Annotated in this window: 15 protein-coding genes and 1 pseudogene; 12 read left to right on the top strand and 4 right to left on the bottom strand. The window is 67.3% G+C overall.

What is annotated here, in order from left to right; genetic code table 11:
• Positions 1-39: 39 nt before the first annotated feature.
• From ACY48M_RS10060 to ACY48M_RS10045, 4 genes and pseudogenes are all read left to right on the top strand, one after another.
• Positions 40-1469 (top strand): annotated as a pseudogene (locus ACY48M_RS10060) (aminotransferase class III-fold pyridoxal phosphate-dependent enzyme).
• A gap of 56 nt (positions 1470-1525) precedes the next feature.
• The gene (locus tag ACY48M_RS10055) at positions 1526-3019 is read left to right on the top strand and encodes a CoA-acylating methylmalonate-semialdehyde dehydrogenase (protein ID WP_462820149.1); all 1494 of its coding nucleotides are present in this window, start codon (positions 1526-1528) and stop codon (positions 3017-3019) included.
• A gap of 188 nt (positions 3020-3207) precedes the next feature.
• Entirely contained in the window at positions 3208-3759 is a 552-nt protein-coding gene (gene pyrE, locus ACY48M_RS10050; RefSeq protein ID WP_462820148.1) for an orotate phosphoribosyltransferase, read from the top strand.
• A 5-nt stretch (positions 3760-3764) separates the two neighbouring features.
• Entirely contained in the window at positions 3765-4739 is a 975-nt protein-coding gene (locus ACY48M_RS10045; protein WP_462820147.1) for a hypothetical protein, read from the top strand.
• Here the strand turns inward: ACY48M_RS10045 and ACY48M_RS10040 are convergent.
• Complete coding sequence (locus ACY48M_RS10040; protein WP_462820146.1) at positions 4736-5509, bottom strand: HAD-IIA family hydrolase; 774 nt, start codon at positions 5507-5509, stop codon at positions 4736-4738. The genes ACY48M_RS10045 and ACY48M_RS10040 overlap by 4 nt on opposite strands.
• 111 nt (positions 5510-5620) lie before the next feature.
• Between ACY48M_RS10040 and ACY48M_RS10035 the strand changes: the two genes are divergently transcribed.
• From ACY48M_RS10035 to ACY48M_RS10025, 3 genes are all read left to right on the top strand, one after another.
• Entirely contained in the window at positions 5621-5974 is a 354-nt protein-coding gene (locus ACY48M_RS10035) for a PadR family transcriptional regulator (protein ID WP_462820145.1), read from the top strand.
• Entirely contained in the window at positions 5971-6915 is a 945-nt protein-coding gene (locus ACY48M_RS10030) for a hypothetical protein (RefSeq protein WP_462820144.1), read from the top strand. Before ACY48M_RS10035 ends, ACY48M_RS10030 begins: the two co-directional genes overlap by 4 nt.
• Positions 6916-7021: 106 nt before the next feature.
• A complete protein-coding gene (locus ACY48M_RS10025) occupies positions 7022-7516 on the top strand; it encodes a hypothetical protein (protein WP_462820143.1) in 495 nt (164 codons plus the stop codon).
• A gap of 131 nt (positions 7517-7647) precedes the next feature.
• On the opposite strand, the gene argG is transcribed toward ACY48M_RS10025, so the two are convergent.
• From argG to ACY48M_RS10010, 3 genes are read right to left on the bottom strand one after another with little or no spacing between them, the layout of a single operon-like run.
• Positions 7648-9066: an argininosuccinate synthase gene (argG, locus tag ACY48M_RS10020; protein WP_462820142.1), complete on the bottom strand. Its 1419-nt coding sequence runs from the start codon at positions 9064-9066 to the stop codon at positions 7648-7650.
• Positions 9067-9114: 48 nt separating this feature from the next.
• Positions 9115-9684 (bottom strand): RES family NAD+ phosphorylase, encoded by a 570-nt coding sequence (locus tag ACY48M_RS10015; protein WP_462820141.1) that lies wholly within the window; start codon positions 9682-9684, stop codon positions 9115-9117.
• Positions 9684-10181 carry a hypothetical protein gene (locus tag ACY48M_RS10010; protein ID WP_462820140.1) on the bottom strand — a complete coding sequence of 166 codons (498 nt, stop codon included), beginning with the start codon at positions 10179-10181 and terminating at the stop codon, positions 9684-9686. The genes ACY48M_RS10015 and ACY48M_RS10010 overlap by 1 nt, the downstream gene beginning before the upstream one ends.
• A gap of 229 nt (positions 10182-10410) precedes the next feature.
• On the opposite strand from ACY48M_RS10010, the gene ACY48M_RS10005 reads away from it, so the two are divergent.
• From ACY48M_RS10005 to ACY48M_RS09985, 5 genes are all read left to right on the top strand, one after another.
• Positions 10411-13014, top strand: coding sequence for a winged helix-turn-helix domain-containing protein (locus ACY48M_RS10005; RefSeq protein WP_462820139.1), 2604 nt, complete (start codon positions 10411-10413; stop codon positions 13012-13014).
• A 9-nt stretch (positions 13015-13023) separates the two neighbouring features.
• Positions 13024-14340 carry an MFS transporter gene (locus ACY48M_RS10000; protein ID WP_462820138.1) on the top strand — a complete coding sequence of 439 codons (1317 nt, stop codon included), beginning with the start codon at positions 13024-13026 and terminating at the stop codon, positions 14338-14340.
• A gap of 37 nt (positions 14341-14377) precedes the next feature.
• Entirely contained in the window at positions 14378-15019 is a 642-nt protein-coding gene (locus tag ACY48M_RS09995) for a TrmH family RNA methyltransferase (RefSeq protein ID WP_462820137.1), read from the top strand.
• A 202-nt stretch (positions 15020-15221) separates the two neighbouring features.
• Positions 15222-18623: an Ig-like domain-containing protein gene (locus tag ACY48M_RS09990; protein WP_462820136.1), complete on the top strand. Its 3402-nt coding sequence runs from the start codon at positions 15222-15224 to the stop codon at positions 18621-18623.
• A gap of 71 nt (positions 18624-18694) precedes the next feature.
• Positions 18695-19942, top strand: a complete 1248-nt coding sequence (locus ACY48M_RS09985; RefSeq protein ID WP_462820135.1) for an NAD(P)/FAD-dependent oxidoreductase — start codon at positions 18695-18697, stop codon at positions 19940-19942.
• Positions 19943-20085 lie beyond the last annotated feature (143 nt).

Below are 20085 nucleotides of genomic sequence, written 5' to 3'. Positions count from 1 at the left end.
CAGCACCGCATCGCTTGCCAGTGACGACAGGGAGTTCCCGTGAACAGCCGCCCCACCACCCCCAACGAGCAGATCGTGGCGCTCGATCGTGCAGTGTTCCATTCGTGGTCGGCGCAGGGCGCGCTCAAGCCTGTCGTCATCACTGGCGGCTCCGGGTGCCGCGCGTGGGATGACGAGGGGCGCACCTACCTCGATTTCTCAAGTCAGCTCGTGAACCTCAACATCGGCCACGGGCATCCGGCGGTCGTCGCCGCCATCGCGGAGCAGGCGGCCACCCTCGTGACGATCGCGCCATCGACTGCGAATCTCGCGCGCGGCGAAGCGGCACGGCGCATCCTCGACCACGCCCCCGACGGATTCACCAAAATCTTCTTCACGAACGGCGGGGCCGACGCCAACGAGAACGCGATCCGGATGGCACGGCTCGCGACCGGTCGCAACAAGGTGCTCCGCACCTACCGCTCGTCCCACGGCAACACGGGCGCGACGATCGTCGCGCCCGTGTTGCCGTGGTCCGAGCGGTAGGTGCTGAGCACCGTGTCGCGACCGGTCGCAACAAGGTGCTCCGCACCTACCGCTCGTCCCACGGCAACACGGGCGCGACGATCGTCGCGACGGGCGACTGGCGACGGATGCCAAACGAATACGCGACCGGCCACGTGCACTTCTGGGGTCCATACCTTTATCGGAGCGAGTTTTGGGCGTCGACGCCCGAGGAGGAATGCGAGCGCGCCCTGCGGCACCTCGAGCGCACCATCCAGGGCGAGGGCGCTGCGACGATCGCGGCGGTGCTGCTCGAGACGGTGCCGGGCACGGCGGGCATCCTGGTGCCGCCGCCCGGCTACCTCGCCGGGGTGCGGGAGCTGTGCGACCGCTACGGCATCATGCTCATTCTTGACGAGGTCATGGCCGGCTTCGGCCGCACTGGCCGCTGGCTCGCGCTCGATGGCTACGACGTTGTGCCAGACCTCGTGACCTTCGCGAAGGGCGTCAACTCGGGCTATGTGCCGGTCGGCGGCGTCATGATCTCGGCCCCTATTGCGGCCGCGTTCGACGATGTTGCCTTTCCTGGCGGCCTGACCTACAGCGGGCATCCGCTGGCGATGGCGTCGATCACCGCGACGCTCGATGCGATGGAGCGGGAGGGCATCGTCGACAACGCGGCACGCATCGGTTCGGATGTCATCGCCCCCGGCCTCGCAGAACTGGCCTCGAAGCATCCGCTCATCGGCGAGGTGCGGGGTGAGGGCGTGTTCTGGGCGGTCGAGCTTGTCGCCAACCGTGCGACGCGGGAGCCGCTCGCGCCCGCGACCATGGCCCGCATCAAGACGGAACTGCTGCACCGCAACCTGCTGCCGTTTGTGCAGGACAACCGAATTCACGTGGTGCCCCCGTGCGTCGTCACCGACGACGAGGTGCGTGAGGCGCTCGCAATCTACGACGAGGTACTGAGCGCTATCGCCGGTTGAGGAGGCCCGCCAGGGCCGTATCGAAACCTAGTGCTTCACACGAAAGGAACCACCCAATGACTGAAATCCTCGACCACTACATCGGCGGCGCCGCCGTCGCGGGCGAATCCACGCGCACTTCGACCGTCTTCAATCCGGCGCTTGGCGCGGTCGCGAAACAGGTGCGGCTTGCTTCGGCGGCAGATCTTTCCGCGGCGGTCGCAGTCGCGGTGGAGGCATCCGCAGAGTGGCGTGATGCATCGCAGGCGAAGCGTTCGAGCGTGATGTTCGCCTTCCGCGAGCTGCTCAACGCGCGCAAGGGCGAGCTCGCTGACATCCTCACGGCGGAGCACGGCAAGGTGACGTCGGATGCGCTCGGCGAGATCGCGCGCGGCCTTGAGGTTGTCGATTTTGCGCTCGGGATGCCGCAGCTGTCGAAGGGTGAGTACTCCGAGAACGTCTCGACCGGTGTCGATGTGTATACCTTGCGGCAGCCGCTTGGCGTCGTTGGCATCATCAGCCCGTTCAATTTTCCGGCGATGGTGCCGCTGTGGTTTTTTCCGATCGCGATCGCGGCCGGCAACACGGTGATTTTGAAGCCCTCGGAGAAGGATCCGAGCGCGGCGAACTGGCTCGCGGAGTTGTTCACCGAGGCGGGGCTGCCCGATGGCGTGTTCAATGTCGTCCACGGCGACAAGGAGGCGGTGGACGCGATCCTCACGCATCCCGATATCGCCTCGGTCTCGTTCGTCGGGTCGACGCCGATCGCGAAGTACATCTATGAGACGGCGGCGTCGCACGGCAAGCGGGTGCAGGCACTTGGCGGGGCGAAGAATCACATGCTGGTGCTGCCGGATGCCGATCTTGATCTCGCGGCCGATGCGGCCGTGAATGCGGGCTTCGGTTCGGCCGGGGAGCGTTGCATGGCGATCAGTGTTGTGCTCGCGGTCGACACGATCGCCGACGAGTTGGTCGAGAAGATTCGGTCGAGGATGTCGGGATTGCGCGTCGGCGACGGCATGCGCGGCTGCGACATGGGCCCGCTCATCACGGAGGCGCACCGCGACAAGGTGGCGTCGTACATCGACGTCGCGGCGGCGGACGGGGCGACGGTTGTTGTTGACGGCCGGGGGATCGAGGTCGATGGCGAGGCATCCGGATTCTGGCTCGGACCAACCCTGTTCGATCACGTGCCGACGACTTCGGCCGTGTATCTCGACGAGATTTTTGGGCCGGTGCTGTCGGTCGTGAGGGTGTCGTCATACACGGAGGGGGTCGGCATCATCAACGCCTCGCAGTACGGCAACGGCACCGCGATTTTCACGAACGACGGTGGGGCCGCGCGGCGGTTCCAGCGTGAGGTGCAGGTCGGCATGATCGGCATCAATGTGCCCATCCCAGTGCCCGTGGCATACCACTCCTTCGGCGGGTGGAAGGACTCGCTCTTCGGCGACGCCAAGGCATACGGACCCTCGGGCTTCGCGTTCTTCACGCGCGAAAAGGCGGTCACGTCGCGCTGGCTCGACCCGTCACACGGCGGCATCAACCTGGGGTTCCCGCAGCACGACTGAGCGGCGGGCCGCCCGGGTCTCTGCTTTTTCGTATGTCACTTGCGCCTTACATAAGGCGCAAGTGACATACGAAAAGCGCCCTACCTCGGAGGTGGATGCCATCGCGATAGCCATGATGACAATGACCAGCCAGGCCCCGCCCCCACGTCCGCCTTCGTGGCAGGTGGCCGCACCGATAGAATCGCCGGGTGACCGACGCCAGGCAGCAACTCATCGAATACATCAAGGCCGACGCGGTCTTTCACGGAGACTTCACCCTCACGAGCGGCAAGAAGGCGAGCTACTACGTCGACCTTCGCAAGGTGAGCCTCGACCACAGGGTGGCCCCCCTCATCGGCCAGGTGATGCTCGACCTCATCGCCGAAATCCCCGACGTCGTCGCCGTCGGCGGCATGACGATGGGGGCCGACCCCATCGCCTCCGCCGTGCTGCACCAGGGCGCCGCGCGCGGCCAGAGCTATGACGCGTTCGTGGTGCGCAAAGAGCCCAAAGACCACGGACGAGGCCGTCAAGTCGAAGGGCCGGATGTCACGGGCAAACGCATTGTCGTCCTCGAAGACACCTCCACCACCGGCGGGTCGCCGCTCGCCGCAATCGAAGCGCTCAAGAAGGTCGGGGCCGAGATCGCCGCCGTCGCGGTCGTCGTCGACCGCGACACGGGCGCCCGCGAAGTGATCGAAGCGGCCGGCTACCAGTACTTCGCCGCCATCTCGCTCGACGACCTCGGGCTCGCGAAGTAGCCACCATGGGCCGTCGCGACGGGCACTCTGACGAGTCGGCGGATGGGGGCCTCGACGACCTCTTCGGTTCCGGGCAGTTCCGCGACTACGACGACAGTGTCAACCCGTTCGTCGCACCGAAGGCACCAGTAGCACCCGCAACGGCCACACCGACAGCGCCCGCCGAACCCGCCACGCAAGCGCCCGCCGCGCCCAATCCCGCCGCGCCCAATCCCGCCGCGTTCCTGCCGGAGCAACCCCGCGGCCCCATCCACGACCGACTCTCCCCGACCGTTGCCATGCCGGTGCAGCAGCCAGCAGCATCCGCTACCGAGCGCATCGTCATCAAACCCGAACACGAACCCGAACTCGCCCCGCCCGCGCAGGCCGACCCCGAACCCGCGCCTGAAGCCCAGCCCACCGCTGGGCCGCGCCCGAGCCTGTGGTCGAAGCTCACGACGGTGCAGCGCCGCGCTGTGCTCGGCACCGCCGCCGGGGTCATCCTTGTGCTCCTCCTCGCCGGGCTGTACCAGCTCGGTGCCGGCCTCGGGGCGGGCACGGATGCCGCAGACACGGCAACCGACGGCGACACTGGCGCCGCAGCATCCGCAAGCCAGCTCGAGCCCGGCGTGCACCCCTGGTCTGCGCTGCAGGGCGGGGAGTGCATCGACCCGTTCGACACGGCCTGGGCCGACGAGTTCACCGTGGTCGACTGTGCGGACGGGCACGCCGCGCAGTTCATGTACCGCGGGGAGGTTGGCCCCGAGGTGACGGTGTATCTCGACGCAGCAGGATGGCAAGGGCTCACCCCGACCCTCTGCGATGCGGGGGCGCTGCTCGACCTCACCGTCGCGGGCGACTACAACGACCTGCAGTGGCACCTGACGTATGCGGGCGACGCCACCGAATGGGCCAACGGCGACCGCGGCTACACCTGCATCGTCGCGCGAGCCTCAGGCGAGCCGATCACCGGCTCGTTGCTCGCCGCCCCCGAGGGCTAGTTCAGCAGGTCGGCGACGCTCGGCAGCACCTCTGACGGCCGGAACGGGTACCGCGCAATCTCGGCCTCATCGCTGATGCCCGTCATGACGAGGATGGTGTGGAGCCCCGCCTCGATGCCCGCCACCACATCCGTATCCATGCGGTCGCCGATCATCGCCGTATTTTCGCTGTGCGCGCCAATACGGTTCATGGCCGAACGGAACATCATGGGGTTCGGCTTGCCAACCACATAGGGTTCCATGCCGGTGGCCTTCGTGATGAGCGCGGCGACCGCCCCCGTCGCGGGGAGCGGGCCCTCAGTGCTCGGCCCGGTGGCATCCGGATTCGTGCTGATGAATCGCGAGCCGTTCACGATGAGCCTGATGGCCTTCGTGATGGCGTCGAACGAATAGGTGCGGGTCTCGCCGAGCACGACGAAGTCAGGGTCACGCTCCGTCATGATGAACCCGGCCTCGTGCATCGCGGTCGTGAGACCCGCCTCGCCGATCACATAGGCGGTGCCGCCAGAACCCTGCGACTTGAGAAAGTCGGCGGTCGCCATCGCCGAGGTATAAATGGATGCTTCGGGCACGACGAGCCCGGAGGCGCGAAGCCGCGCACACAGGTCCCGTGCCGTGAAGATCGAGTTATTCGTGAGCACGAGGAACGGTGTGCCGCTCTCGGTCCACTGGGCAAGAAGCTCTGGGGCGCCGGCGATGGCCTGATTCTCGTGCACCAGCACGCCGTCCATGTCGGTCAGCCAGTACTCGATGTTCGGGCGCTCAGTCATGCGGCAATCCTACAAACGCCTGCCGGTTGAGTAGGCCGCTCGCGGCCGTATCGAAACCCACTGTGATATACATTCATCGCTATATAGCGATGAATAGAGTATGCTCAGGGCATGGCTGACAGCGAAATGCGCGAACCCACCTTCCTCATTCTCACGGCGCTCGCCGACGGGCGAAAGCACGGATACTCCCTCATCGCCGAGGCGACGACGCTCTCAGGCGGCCGTGTGGCCCTCAAGGTCGGCACCCTCTACGCCGCCCTCGACCGCCTGCAAGAACAGGGCCTCGTCGAGGCGGCGGGCGAAGAGGTCGTCGATGGGCGACTCCGGCGGTACTACGCGCTCGCGGATGCCGGGGCCGCCGCCCTCGCCATCGAGGCCGCCAGGCTCGAAGGCAACGCGCAACAGGCCCGAGCGCGGCTGCGGCGTCGTTCCGCGGGCACCGCGATCGCGGGGGCCAGCGCATGACCGCCGCGCTCGAGACCCGCTACCGTCGCGCCCTCCGCTGGTACCCCGCGCGTTGGCGGGAGCGGCACGAGGAGGTCATCCTCTCGACGCTGCTCGACGTCGCCGACGCCGAGGGCCGAACGACCCCTGGTCGGGGCGAGCTGTGGAACCTCGCGGCGACGGGGGCGGCGACCCGAGCATCCGTGCTGCTGCCGGTGGGGCTCCGCGACCTCATCGCGACGGTTTCGCTCGCGACAGGCACTGTGCTGGCGATCGTGTTCTGCGTCGTGTACTCATGGGCACCGTGGACGGAGACAAACTCATGGCTCACCGACTCGTTCCCGATGTTTGGCCCGTTCATCAATCCAGGGCCGCTGGTGTACGGCCTCTGGCCGATCGCATTCACCCTGTTTCTGCTGCGTCGCCGCACCGCTCTCCGATGGGTGCTCGGCTTGGCCCTCGTCGCCGCACCGCTCCTTCGCGCTGCGAACTGGTTGCAGGGCGACATCTGGAACGGCCCCATGTCGACGACGCTCGGCATGCTCATGCTGCTAGCGCTCGGCGCGATGCTCGGTGACCCTCATCGGGGTGTGCGGATGCTTGTGGCCGCGGCGTATGCGGCAGGGGTCGCATCCGTCATCGTCGCCGCAACGGGCAGCATCGCTGAGTACCCGGCGTGGGAGCGCGAATTCTGGATGACTCACCTCTCACCGGTCGGCTGGATTGTGCTCTGGATGCTCGCGGCGGCCGTCGCACTCGGCATTGCGCGCCGCCCCCACCAGGCACTCTTTGCCCTCGTGCTAGCGGGGCCATGGGCCCTCGTCATCGTGTTAGCCGAGGTGCGATCCGACTTCACGACTGCGGCCGGGCTCGCGGTGTACGCCGTAGTGCTCGTCGCTGCGGGAGCGCTCATTGCCTTCGCCATCCGGCGTGCGCGGGAAGCCCCTCGAGAGCGCGCGTGACGGCCCGCACCTGGCGACCCTCGGGTTTCGCACTGCCATTCCATAGCAAGCGCCAAGGGTCCGTCCCTAGCGTCGGGGGTTCCCAAGACCGCACGTTAGGAATCTCATGACCTCCCCCTCCCGTTTCGCCCGCTTCAACCCTGCGCTTCTCCTGATCTGGGCGGCCTCCGCCGGCAGCATCGCCGGTGGGTACCTGCTCATGCAGTCGGGCAACGAGCAGCAGACCGACCTCTACACCAACGGTTCAGGCGACTACGCGGTGCTGTTCGCGGCACAATCCGAGACGACCGTCGGCGGGCTGCTCATCGCGGTCGGTGCGCTCGGGGTGCTGCTCGCCCTCGGCCTGCATGCGGCCGCCCGCTCAGCAGCGCTGGGCCGTGCCCAGGTGGTTGCGGCCGGTACTGCAGCATCCGCCGATCCGATCGTGGACGAGATCGACGAGGATGACGATGACGAGGACTACCTCGATGATGAGATTCTTGACGAGAAGGATGCCCGCGAGCCCGTTGTGGTGAGTGAGACGGAGCTCGACGGCGACACAAAGAACGCGGACACGACTGACGCTGACGCTGACCTCACGGAGACAAAGGCCAAGCGCTAGACGTCACCCGAGCATCCAGCGAATGACGGGTTTTCGGCAGGATCTGCCCGCCGCGGCAGCGTCATCCTGCCGAAAACCCGTCAAACGCTCGCCGCTTGCGCCGCGCGCGCCGCGCTCGCGCCGCACCCGCGCTAGTCGGTGCCGGCATCGAACGCGGCCCGGTCGAGGGCAACCTCGCCTGCCGTGTCGGTGCCGCCACCACCCGCAATCTCCGCACCTTCGCCCGGCTCGAGTGACCCCATGAGCTTGGCGGTTTCGCCCGAGACGATGCCCTGCGCCGCATACTGTTCGAGGCGCGTGCGCGAGTCGGCGATGTCGAGGTTGCGCATGGTGAGCTGGCCGATGCGGTCTTCTGGGCCGAAGGCAGCATCTGCCACCCGCTCCATCGACAGCTTGTCGGGGTGGTAGCTCAGCGCCGGGCCTTCGGTGTTGAGGAGTGTGTAGTCGTCGCCGCGGCGCAGGCGCACCGTGACGGTGCCGGTGACGGCGGAGCCGACCCAGCGCACGATCGATTCGCGCAGCATGAGCGACTGCGGGTCGAGCCAGCGGCCCTCGTACATGAGGCGCCCGAGCTTGCGGCCCTCGTTGTGGTAGTTCGCGACCGTGTCTTCGTTGTGCACGGCGTTGAGCAGGCGCTCGTATGCGATGTGGAGCAGCGCCATGCCGGGGGCTTCGTAGAGGCCACGGCTCTTCGCCTCGATGACGCGGTTCTCAATCTGGTCGGATGCGCCGAGACCGTGTCGGCCGCCGATGCGGTTCGCCTCGAGGACGAGCTCGACGGCGTTCGCGAATTCGGTGCCGTTGATGGCGACGGGCCGGCCCGCCTCGAAGGTGATGGCGACGTCTTCGGTCGCGATCGCGACATCCTCACGCCAGGAAGCGACGCCCATGATGGGTTCGACGATCTCAAAGCCGGTGTCGAGGTGCTCAAGGCTTTTTGCCTCGTGGGTGGCGCCCCAGATGTTCGCGTCGGTGCTGTAGGCCTTCTCGGTGGAGGCGCGGTACGGCAGGTCGTGCGCCTGCAGCCATTCGCTCATCTCTGTGCGCCCGCCGAGTTCGGCGACGAACTGCTGGTCGAGCCACGGCTTGTAGATGCGCAGGCGAGGGTTGGCGAGCAGGCCGTAGCGGTAGAACCGCTCGATGTCGTTGCCCTTGTAGGTGGAGCCGTCGCCCCAGATCTCGACGCCGTCGTCTTTCATGGCACGCACGAGCATGGTGCCGGTGACGGCGCGGCCGAGCGGGGTCGTGTTGAAGTAGGTTTTTCCGGCGCTGCGGATGTGGAACGCGCCACACTGCAGTGCGACGAGCCCTTCCTCGACGAGGGCGGTGCGGCAGTCAACGAGGCGGGCAACCTCAGCGCCGTACTCTTTGGCACGGCCTGGAATCCCGTCAATGTCGGGCTCATCCGGCTGGCCGATGTCGGCGGTGTAGGTGCACGGCACGGCGCCTTTGTCGCGCATCCAGGCGACAGCTACCGAGGTGTCGAGACCACCAGAGAAGGCGATACCGACGCGCTCGCCGACGGGCAGGCTTGTGAGAACTTTCGACATGCCCTCAATCGTAGGCCTTGCGGATGCAGCGGCCCGCCGGCCGCTCGATCACCTCACGAGCTGACGCCGCAGCTGCTCCGCCGCGTCTTCTACCTCTGCGAGATCAACTCGGAGGTCGAACTCCTCGACAAACTTCATCGGTGGTGCTCCCCCGGGCTCCGCCCACAGCATGAGCACATCCTCGGACGGTAGCTGGGATGACCACCACTTCACACCGACTGATGGTGCCGGATCAGAGCGAGTCATCTCGAAGATGTGCAGTGCAGCAGGCTGGGTCACCGCAAGGTTCTGACGGACAACTTGGCTGGGAACCATCGAGAACCTGGTAAGAGATGCGGGGTCGTCCAAATTCACCAGTGGGAGGTTGTCCTCCACCTCGAACACCGCGAGGGACCGCGCGCTGCCGGCAGGCGTGAGGAATGTCCCCGTCTGCCAGATCGTCTGCGAGTAGAAGCTCTCCGCGATCGCGCCGACTGCGGTGTTCGCCAAGTACCACGAGTCGTAAACGGCCGCGTTGTCCCAGCGTCCACCTGTCTGCGGGCGCTGCAGAAAGGACCAGTGTCCTCGTTTGCCGGGTTTTGCGTTCGGGTCTTTCGGGTAGCACCGATACGCGCGCACTACGAAAACGCGCCTTCTGCCTCAGCGCGGATTGCATGGACGGCGTCTTCAGCGTGACCGGTGCGGACCGCATCGATCGGGCGAGCTGTGCCGGCGATGAACTGGTTCGGGCTGACCAGCCACGTACGGATCACTGACTCATGCAGGACCAGCCTGGCGCGTGCGATCAGATGGTCAAGGTCGACGATATCGCGCGCCGCTTCGTCTCCGGGGTTCTCTACACCCTTGAGCCACCGGGTGATTCTGGACCGGTCGACGGAGAGGATCTCGGCAAGGGCAGCTTGGGTGCCGAGGATGTCGACGATGTTGCCGATTCTCGAGGCATACGCACCGGGTCGCGCTATATACCCGGCAGGCCGAATGCGTCCCTTGTCGGCAGCGCGCACATGGTCGAGTGATTCGAGGGTGGCGACAACGTATTCCGTCCTCGGCGTTCCTGCCCTGGGTGTCCGGGCTCCAACCGTGCCGCTGACGGTTCGCTTCCCGTTGATTGCCATTCAAGTAGCATACCGCAACGAACTTGTTGCGGCCAGCGCTTGGGTGCGGAAGAGATGGCCCGGACTGGAAGTGCCTCCGTGATCTCGCGATCCTGCACGCTGCCACTGGAGCTGCTTGAGCGCATCGCCGGGGAGGTCGTCGCCCGTCGAGCGTGAGCCCGCCCGCGCAACACTCGAAAGGGTGAGCCTGTCTCGCTAGGCTGTCCCACGGAGAGGGGGCTTGCTGGGGATGTTCGGCGCACCGAGGGTTCCGCACGACTTTGTGCCGCGCCTGCACCTGCGCTCCCGCTTCGATTCGCCGGCCGCGCTCGTGGTCGTGCGAGCCCCCGCCGGTTGCGGCAAGACTGTCGCTGTCGCGGATTGGGCGGCGAACTCTCAGCAGGCTCAGACCGGCGTGTGGCTGACGGTGCGTGGCGAGTCTGGGTCGCGCGTCGGGTTCTGGCGTTCGGTGATCGAACTGCTTGCCGACGCGGAGTTGCTGCCGACCGCCGGCGTGCTCGCCCGGTCGATGCACTCCCTCGAGGAGCTCGATGACCTGCCTGGGCTGTTGCGGCGCGGGTTCACGCAGATCCGTGCGCCGTTCGCGCTGGTGCTCGATGACGTGCACTTGATTTCGGATGAGCAGATCCTTCACGACCTCGTTGAGGTGATTGCATCCGGTTCGCTCGTGCGCGTCGTGGCGCTGACGCGCACGGTCGGTCACCTCGAATCGGACCCCGTGCGGCTCGCCATTTCGCCGGGCACTGTGGATGCTCGCGATCTTGCCTTTACGGTGGCGGAGACACGGGAGGGGCTCGCCGCGGCGGCAGCGCCGCCCACTGATGACGGTGTCGCGGAGCTGCTTTGCGAGGCGGTCGGCGGCAACCCGTTGCTCACCCGCGGGGTGATCCTTGCGCTGCAGCGGGGCGAGGTCCCGCCCGATGCGCCCGCGGTGACGGAGGCGCTCGCCGGTTCGCGGGCCAGGTTCCTTCGCGAGGCGGTGATCGCCCACACGGCGGCGGAGTTCGAGGTGAATTTCGCGCTTCGATGTTCGGTGCCTGAGGTGCTCACGGCCGACCTTGCCCATGCGCTGTCGGGGCGTGATGACGCCGAAACCCTGTTGGGGGCGATCGAGCGGGCTGGTCTCGGCATGTGGTCGCACGATCACGCCGAGTCGGTGTTCACGCTCTCGCCCGTCTACCGCTCGGCGCTTCGCGCGGAGCTTGAGTCTCGGCTGCCGACAGAGCTCGCTCGCCTGCATCGGGTCGCCGCGGAGTGGTCCCGCGCTCGGGGAGACTTCGTGGTCGCCCTCCGCCACGCGCTCGCGGCAGACGACCATGCGCTGGCTTCGGAGATCGTGCTGCAGGGGTGGACCAGGATGCCGGGGTCGCCAGCCGAGTTCACGCAGCAGATCGGCACCGTCTCGCTGCGCACCCTGCACAGGGTGCCGTTGCTCGCAATGCTGCTCGCGTTGAAGTACAACGCGACTGGCACGCACAAGCTTCGTGCGATTGAACTGTTTGGCATCGCGGCGGCGTCGGCGCGGATGCGGGCGAAGCGGGATCCGGTGCCGCAGCGGCTCGTCCTTGCCCTGGTTGAAGCTTCTGCGTTGCGTCTCCTCGGCCGGGTCGATGCGGCTGTGGGTGCGGCCGATCGGGCGATGGCGCTGCGGGAGCAGCTCACGGTCGATGACCGCGACGCCTTGGCCGAGCTGTTGCCGACCCTGCTCAACCAGATCGGGCTGACCTACCTGCTTGCGGGTGAGGGTCAGCGTGCGCTCGCTCTGTTTCGGGAGTCGTTTGCGGCCCCGCGCGAGGCAACGCAGCGCGCGTGGTTCCACGGTTTGTCGCTCACGGCGGGGGTTTCGGCGATCGAGGGCGAAATGGATGAGGCGGTTCGGTTCATCGACATCGCTCGGGGCGAATCGTGGCCTGAGGGGTGGCGCGACGGCTACATCGGTTCGCTATACCGGGTTGCAGAAACCTACCGTGCACTGGAGGCCTTCGATTTTGCGGGGGCGCACCGACAGCTCGACGTGTTGGCGCCGCACGCCGACACGATCGAGCATTGGCCGATCCTGCTGCACACCCGAGCGATGGCGCTGCTTGGGGAGGGGCGCAGGGCGGAGGCGCTGGTCGCGCTTGAGGTTGAACCGCAGCGGCACGGGCGGTCGCTCGTTCCTGCGACGCGACGGGGGCTTGACGCGACGCGCGCACTCCTGCTGCTCGCCGCTGGGCGGGCAAATGACGCGGAGTCGGCGCTGGCGAAGCATCCGCGTTCCTCTCCTCTTGCGGCGGTCGGGCGCGCGCGCATCGCGCTGGTGCTTGGTCGCGACGATGACGCGCTTCGACTGCTCGCCCCCGTGCTGTCTGCGCGGGGTGGTGTGCCGTCGCGGCTGCGCAGCGAGGCGCTGCTGGTGCAGGCGGCGGCGGCAGCACGGCTGGGGCGCACCGAGTTCGCCCTCGAGTCACTCGATGTTGCGGGGGTGCTGCTGCGTGATCGCCACCTGCGCCTGCCGCTCATGCTGATCCCGCGGCACGATCTCGATGCGCTCATGCGACTGTCGGATGCTGCAGAGGTGACGTTTGCGGGTGAGCTCTTCGCTGATCTCGCCGATGTCCCCGATGTGTTGCCGCAGGCCCTTGAGTCGGTGGTGCTGACGGGTCGGGAGCAGGTTGTGCTCAGTCATCTCGAGACGACCAGCAATGTGTCGGAGATCGCTGATGCCTTGTTCGTGTCGTCGAACACGGTGAAGTCGCAGCTGCGGAGTATTTATCGCAAGCTCGGGGTGAGTTCGCGGGAGCAGGCGCTCATTGCGGCGAGCGAGCTGAGGTTGCTCGAGCGTTCGTCGTAGTCTCGTCGGGTGTCGTTCTCCAGGGGGTCCTCTGCCGACGGTGGGTCGTCGATCGGCGAAGGCACTGCCCTCGACCCGCCGAGGCGGCTCCTCCCGTCGCTGTCGTTGCTCTCGCTCGTGGTCTACGCGGCCCTCGCGGCGCTGCTGTCTGTGCTCCTGCCCAACCAGATTGCCGCGCTCGACCCGGAGCGGAAGGTCGAGAACCTCGCCGCGGTCACGTCGGTGTCGTTCGCGTTCACGATTTTTGCGCAGCCGCTGGTCGGGGCGCTGAGCGACCGCACACGCGGAAGTCTCGGTCGCAGGGTGCCGTGGATTCTCGCCGGTGCAGTCGTCGCCGGTGCGTTCTTGGTGGGCCTCGGCGGGCTGGGCTCCCTGCTGTGGATCGGGGTGTTCTGGGTGGTCATCCAGTTCGCGCTCAACGCGATCGATGCACCCCTTGGTGCGACCGTGCCCGACCGGTTTCCCCGTCGGCGCTGGGGTGTGGCATCCGCTGTGATCGGGATCGGCACCATGACGGGCGGGGCGACCGGCACGGTGTTTGCGTCACGTCTGGTGGGCGACAGCGCGCTCGTCTCGGCCTCGCTCGGGGCTGCTGTTGTGATCGTCGCAGTGCTGTTTGCGCTCCTGAATCGGCCGCCAACACTGCGCGGGGGCGAGGCTTCCGGCGGTGCTGAGACTCTTGGCGGTGCCGATGCGCAGGCGCAGCACCCCTTCCGGTGGCGCACCTTCTTCTCTGGGTTTTGGGTCGACCCGCGCAAGCATCCGAATTACGCGCTCGTGTTCGCGGCCCGATTCGTCTTCACCCTCGGGTACAACCTCGTCTACACGTTTCAGTTGTATGTGCTCACCGATCACATCGGTCTGCCGCTCGACGATGCGAACGCGCTCGTCGGCGTGCTCAGCGCGATCACGTTTGTGACAATGCTGATCGCTGTGACGCTCGTCGGCTGGTGGAGTGACCGGGTGGGCCGGCGCAGAGTGTTCGTGCTCGCGGCCTGCGGTCTGCTTATCGTCGCGCTCGCGGCTCCCCTGCTTGCACCGAGCGCCGAGGCGATGGTGGTGTTCGCGGCGATCAAGGGGCTCGCGTTCGGCATCTTCCTCTCGAGTGGGAGTGCGCTCTTCATCGAGGTATTGCCGGCTTCGGAGGCTGCGGCAGGCAAAGACCTTGGCATCCTCAACGTCGCGACGAATGTGCCGCAGACGTTGAGCCCCATTCTGGCGGGGCTCGTGATTTCGCTCATCGGCTACGGTGCCCTTTTTGCGATGGCGATTGTCGCGGTTGCGCTGGCGGCGTTCCTGTTCTCCCGACTCAGCGGCGTGCGGTGAGATTCGCGGGAGCCGCTTGCTCGCTTAGGGTCAAGGGGTGACGACAGGCAACCCCACCCACGAGCTCTCGACGCACGGCGTCGGCCCGTGGCTGGGCGAGCGGCCGGTAGGGGACCACTTCGACCCCGAGCTCTTGGAGCGGGGCGACACCCGCAATGTGATCGACCGCTACCGCTATTGGCGCATGGAGGCGATCGTCGCCGATCTCGATGAGCACCGGCATCCGTTCCATGTCGCGATCGAGAACTGGCAGCACGACATGAATATCGGGTCGATCGTGCGGAGTGCGAACGCGTTCGCGGCCGACACCGTCCACATCATCGGGCGCCGCCGCTGGAACAAGCGCGGGGCCATGGTCACCGACCGATATCAGCACGTCATGCACCATGCGGATGTTGCGGGGTTCGTCTCCTGGGCGCATGGCGAGGGCCTGCCGATCATCGCGATCGACAACGTCGAGGGCAGTGTGATCATCGAGACGTTCGAGTTCCCGGCCGCGTGTGTGCTGCTCTTTGGGCAAGAGGGCCCTGGGCTCAGCAGCGAGGCGATCGAGGCGGCGGATGCCGTGGTCGAGATCTCGCAGTTCGGCTCGACGAGGTCGATCAATGCGTCGGCGGCGGCGGCGGTCGCGATGCACGCGTGGGTGCTGCAACACGTGGAGTTCTCCGAGGGACGCTAAATGCCGCCACCCGTTCAGGGCACGAGAGGGTGAAGCCCGGGGTGAAAAGCGGTATATCCGACTGAGCGCCCGCGCGGTGGCCCTTTGAATGACACTCGGCCCCATCTCTCACGCGCCCGAATGCATGGTGAAGGTGCGGCGCGCTTTACCCACCCGAGCACGATGCTGCGCGACCCGTCCGCGCTGAAAGACCAGGTCAGCTATGCCCATCAGTCCTGCCCGCCCTCATGCCTCGCGCGACACCCCGAATGCACGCGGCGTCACCCGTGCCCTCGCTGGCGCGACCGCCCTCGCGATAGCGGTCCTCGGTTCGGTCGTTGTGCCGCAGACCGCGATGGCCGACCCGGCAGCTGACCCGGCGACCTACACCTACGCGGCGGGTGCCACCTTCTCGAGTGTGGTGCCGAGCGGCGCGTGCGCCGTCGTGGCGACGGTCGTTGGTGGCGCCGGCGGCCGTGCGGCCGCGGGTGCGAACGGCGTGGGATCGAACGGAGCTGGAGCCAGCATCACGGCGACCTTCGAGGTGTTGCCTGGTCAGTCGTTTAGCGGTGTCGTCGGTGGCGGCGGCGCAACCAACTCTGGGCGCACAGGCGGCAACGGCGGCACGCACGGTGGCGGCGCTGGCGGCACGGCGGTCACTGACCACGGCGGCGCTGGTGGCGGTGGCCGGAGTGCGTTCACCCTCGACGGTGCGCTCCGGGTCCTCGCCGGTGGCGGCGGCGGCAGCGGCGGTGGTCACTCTGTGTCGACCAACGGCTTCGGCGGCAACGCGGGTGTGCCCACGGCAGTCGGCGTCACTGCGGGTGACAGTGGGACCACGGGCACCGACGGCGATGTCGGAGGCACCTACATCGTCGGTGGCGGCACGGGCGGCACCACGGTGCCAGGAACCGGTGGTGTTCACAGCGTCGACAGCAGCCTCAATGGACTCTCTGGTTCCGGCAACACCGGCGGTGCCGGTGCACCCGACCCCAACTATGACGCCGGTGGTGGTGGTGGTGGCGGACACTTCGGTGGCGGTGGCGGTGCTTCCACGTCGTTCCAGAATGGTGACAACGGCGTGAACATTGTCGCCGGTGGTGGTGGCGGTGGCGGGTCGAGCTTCGTTGCATCCGACGCGCAAGACCTCAGCGCGAGCGCCGTCGGACGAACAACCGGCACGGGCGCAGGCCAGGGTGGCTCGGTCTCCCTCGACTGGGTTGCGTGTGACTACGACCTCGAGGTGACGAAGACCGTCGATGATGCGACGCCGCTCATCGGCGACACCGTCGAATGGACCATCACGGTCGTCAACAACGGCGGCGATTTCATGACGCGCGGCGACACCGTCACGCTCACAGACTCGCTGCCCGGTGCTGGCGCGAAGACGATCACGGGGATCTCCACCTCGGGTGGCTCGAACGCCGTGCTCGAACGCGGCGCGGTGACCTGCAATGCCGACGAGGGCGACGCCATGCCGGCAACGCTCGAGTGCTCGCGCCCCTATCAGCCGCTCGGCGGCTCCACTGGTGGCGTGCGCGGTCTTGACGTGGGCGAGACGCTCACCGTGACCTACGAGCAAGAAATCACGGAAGCCTACGGCGCCGTCCTGACGAACACGGCGACGGTCACCGACCGCGCCGTTCCCGGCAACAACTCTGACAGCGCGACCTCGACCGTCAGCGCCGAGCCGCCAGTCGCCGACGATGACGCCGACCTCCTCAACACGATCGGCGACCCGGTCACGATTGACGTGGTCGACAACGATGCTGCCGGCACGGGTGCTCTTGTTCCCGGTTCGGTGCGCATTCTCGACGGCACCACCCCGGTGACCGAGCTCGTGGTCACGGGCGAGGGAACCTGGTCGGTCAACACGACGACGGGCGCTATCACCTTCACGCCCGAGGCAGGGTTCGAGGGCGATCCGACGGTCATCTCCTACCGCATCAGCGACGTGAACTCGCTGAGCGACGACGCAACCGTCACGGTTACCTACCAGCCCACCGCGAGTGACGACGAATCACTCGACAACGCGATCGGCAGCACGGTCGACGTCTCGGTGCTGAGCAACGACGAGGGCGACCTCGACGATTCCACGCTCGTCATCATGGATGGCAGCACACCGCTCACCACCTACACGGTGCCGGGTGAGGGTGAGTGGACGGTCGAGGCTGGCGGTGTCATCCGCTTTGTTCCCGAGGCCGGCTTTGAGAGCGACCCGACGCCCATCACCTACCGTGTCGCAGACGCGAAGGGCGAGCTCGTCACGGCTGACGTGGTGGTTGATTACCTGCAGGCTGCGGCGGATGACAGCGATCTCGGCAACACGATCGGCGACACGGTCGACGTGTCGGTGCTCCCGAACGACACGGGCGACTTCGACTCGACAACGCTGAGTCTGCTCGACAGCGCCGGTGACCCCGTCTCCAGCCTCGTCGTGCCCGGTGAGGGCACCTGGACGGTGGAGACGGGCGGCATCATCCGTTTCGTGCCCGAATCCGGGTTCATGGGCGACCCCACCCCGGTCGACTATGAGGTGACGGACGTCGCGGGCGACACGGTGTCGGCAACCGTCACGGTCACGTACGTGCCGGTAGCGGCCGACGACTCGGACCTCTCGAACCCAGTGGGATCGTCGGTGGCGCTCGATGTGCTGGCGAACGACACCGGTGATTTCGACGAGACGAGCGTGCGCCTTCTCGATGGGGTGACGCCCGTCACCTCGCTCGTCGTGATCGGCGAGGGTGAATGGACGGTCGACGCGGTCACCGGCATCATCACCTTCACGCCGGAGAGCGGCTTCGCCGGCAACCCGACACCGGTGCGCTACCAGGTGACGGATGTCACGGGCGACGTCGTCGACGCCGGCATCACGGTTACCTACGTGCCCGAGGCCGAGAACGACTCAAGCCTGCGGAACACACCGGGAACCCCCGTGACGGTCGACGTGATCGGCAACGACTCGGGCGTCTTCGACCCGACCTCGGTCATGCTCCTCGACGGGAGCGGCAACCCGGTGCGCTCGCTCCGTGTGCCAGGGCAGGGCACCTGGACGGTCAACACGACGACGGGAGCCGTGACCTTCACGCCCCAGTCGGGCTACTTCGGAAACCCGACACCGGTCGACTACCAGGTGACCGACACCCTGCGCGGTGTTGTCGAGGCCACCATCACGGTGACCTACCTGCCGACCGCGAGCAACGACTCGAGCACGGGCAACACGCCGGGAACGCCGGTGACGCTCGACGTCGTCGGCAACGACGACGGTGACCTCATCCCCGGCTCGGTCGTGTTGATCGACCCCGACGGCAACCGCGTGACGACGCTCCGCGTGCCCGGCGAGGGCACCTGGACGGTGAACACCACGACTGGCGAAATCACCTTTACGCCGGAGCCAGGGTTCACCGGCAACCCGACACCGGTCAGCTACGAGGTGACCGACATCTACGGTGAAACGACCCAGGCGCTCGCTGAGGTGACCTACACGGTGCCGGCCATGGCCGTCACCGGTGCAGAGTCGACGCCGGCGCTGCTCGGTGGGGCCGGCGCGCTCCTCCTCGGCGCGCTCCTGCTGATGGTCTCCCGGCGACGTCGCACCTCAGGTGCAGGGCGCCACTCGGCATAGTCGAAGCGATCGAACGGCGGGGCAGGAGCATCCTGTCCCGCCGTTTGTGCGTGGCGGGTTAGGGTGGCGACATGCAGAGGGTGATCGTGGTGGGGGCCGGCATCGTCGGGCTGAGCACGGCGTGGTTCTTGCAGGAGCGCGGTGTCGAGGTCACGGTGGTCGATCGTGGCGAGATTGGGCGTGGGGCATCGTGGGGCAACGCGGGCTGGATCGCCCCAGCGCTCACCCTCCCGCTGCCAGAGCCGGCCATCTTTCGCTACGGTCTGAAAGCGATGGTGAGCCCCAGCTCGCCCGTCTACGTGCCGCTCGCGGCTGACGCAAATCTTCTCCGCTTTCTCGCTGGCTTCGCCTGGTACTCGATGCCATCGCGCTGGCGACGCAACATGCACACCTTCGCCGAGATCAACACGTGGAGCCTCGACTCCTTCGATCGGCTCGCCGATGGCGGGGTCGCCGACCGAACCATCACCGCCGAGCCGTTCCTCACCGGGTTCACGAGCGACCGCGACCGCGACGGGCTGCGCCACGAGTTCGCCGAAATCGAGGCCCGCGGCGGCTCAGTCGACTACACCCTCATCTCGGGCGACGAACTCCGCGCGATCGAACCGGCCGTGAGCGCGGCGGTGACCCACGGCATCCGCATTGCAGGCCAGCGCTACATCAACCCGCCCCTCTTCGTGCAGTCGCTCTCCGACGCTGTGATCGAGCGTGGCGGCACCATCATCACCGGCACAACGGTGACGGATGTCGCCGACGACGACACCGGCGTCACCCTCACGGTGCGCGGCGACGAGCCGGGTGCTGGGCAGCTCCGGGCCGACGCCGTCGTGCTCGCGACGGGCACCTGGATCGGGGGGCTCGCCCGCCGTTTCGGCGTGCGACAGGTGGTGCAGGCGGGGCGTGGCTACAGCTTCAGTGTGCGGCCGGAGTCGGTGCCGCAGCATCCGATCTATTTTCCCGCGCAGCGGGTGGCGTGCACGCCCCTCGGCGATCGACTGCGGGTCGGCGGCATGATGGAGTTCCGTCCGGCGGATGCTCCGCCAGACCCCCGGCGCATCACCACCCTCGTCGAGGCGGCGAAGCCCCTCTTCGACGGTGTCGACTGGGATGCGCGCGAAGACGAATGGGTGGGCTCCAGGCCGTGCACCCCCGACGGCCTGCCGCTGGTCGGCGCGACGCGGTCGCCGCGCGTGCAGGTTGCGGGTGGGCATGGCATGTGGGGTGTGACCCTCGGGCCGCTCAGCGGGCGCATTGTTGCGGATGCGATGACGGGTGGGCCGCGGCATCCGCTGCTCGACGCGTTCGACCCGCTGCGCTGAGCGTTTGAAGCCGAAGCTGAGGCCGAGGCCGGGGTGAAGTGCGGGGTGAAGTTCCGCCACCGGCCCCTTCGCGCCTCTCCCTGGGCCGAGAGACTCTGATCGCCCCGGCCTCGGGGTGCCCATCGTTCTCGACCGGAGCGCCG

Source organism: Homoserinimonas flava (assembly GCF_054969005.1).
Note: the sequence above shows the minus strand (reverse complement) of the source record. Positions and strands in the feature narration are given on the sequence as shown.

What these genes read in the sequence shown, in the direction of transcription:
- ACY48M_RS10025 (WP_462820143.1), top strand. Translation starts at nt 7,022, where the DNA reads ATGACCTCCCCCTCCCGTTTCGCCCGCTTCAACCCTGCGCTTCTCCTG.
- ACY48M_RS10005 (WP_462820139.1), top strand. Translation starts at nt 10,411, where the DNA reads ATGTTCGGCGCACCGAGGGTTCCGCACGACTTTGTGCCGCGCCTGCAC.
- ACY48M_RS10045 (WP_462820147.1), top strand. Translation starts at nt 3,765, where the DNA reads ATGGGCCGTCGCGACGGGCACTCTGACGAGTCGGCGGATGGGGGCCTC.
- ACY48M_RS10040 (WP_462820146.1), bottom strand. Translation starts at nt 5,509, where the DNA reads ATGACTGAGCGCCCGAACATCGAGTACTGGCTGACCGACATGGACGGC.
- ACY48M_RS10055 (WP_462820149.1), top strand. Translation starts at nt 1,526, where the DNA reads ATGACTGAAATCCTCGACCACTACATCGGCGGCGCCGCCGTCGCGGGC.
- ACY48M_RS09990 (WP_462820136.1), top strand. Translation starts at nt 15,222, where the DNA reads ATGCCCATCAGTCCTGCCCGCCCTCATGCCTCGCGCGACACCCCGAAT.
- ACY48M_RS10010 (WP_462820140.1), bottom strand. Translation starts at nt 10,181, where the DNA reads ATGGCAATCAACGGGAAGCGAACCGTCAGCGGCACGGTTGGAGCCCGG.
- ACY48M_RS09985 (WP_462820135.1), top strand. Translation starts at nt 18,695, where the DNA reads ATGCAGAGGGTGATCGTGGTGGGGGCCGGCATCGTCGGGCTGAGCACG.
- ACY48M_RS10035 (WP_462820145.1), top strand. Translation starts at nt 5,621, where the DNA reads ATGGCTGACAGCGAAATGCGCGAACCCACCTTCCTCATTCTCACGGCG.
- argG (WP_462820142.1), bottom strand. Translation starts at nt 9,066, where the DNA reads ATGTCGAAAGTTCTCACAAGCCTGCCCGTCGGCGAGCGCGTCGGTATC.
- ACY48M_RS10030 (WP_462820144.1), top strand. Translation starts at nt 5,971, where the DNA reads ATGACCGCCGCGCTCGAGACCCGCTACCGTCGCGCCCTCCGCTGGTAC.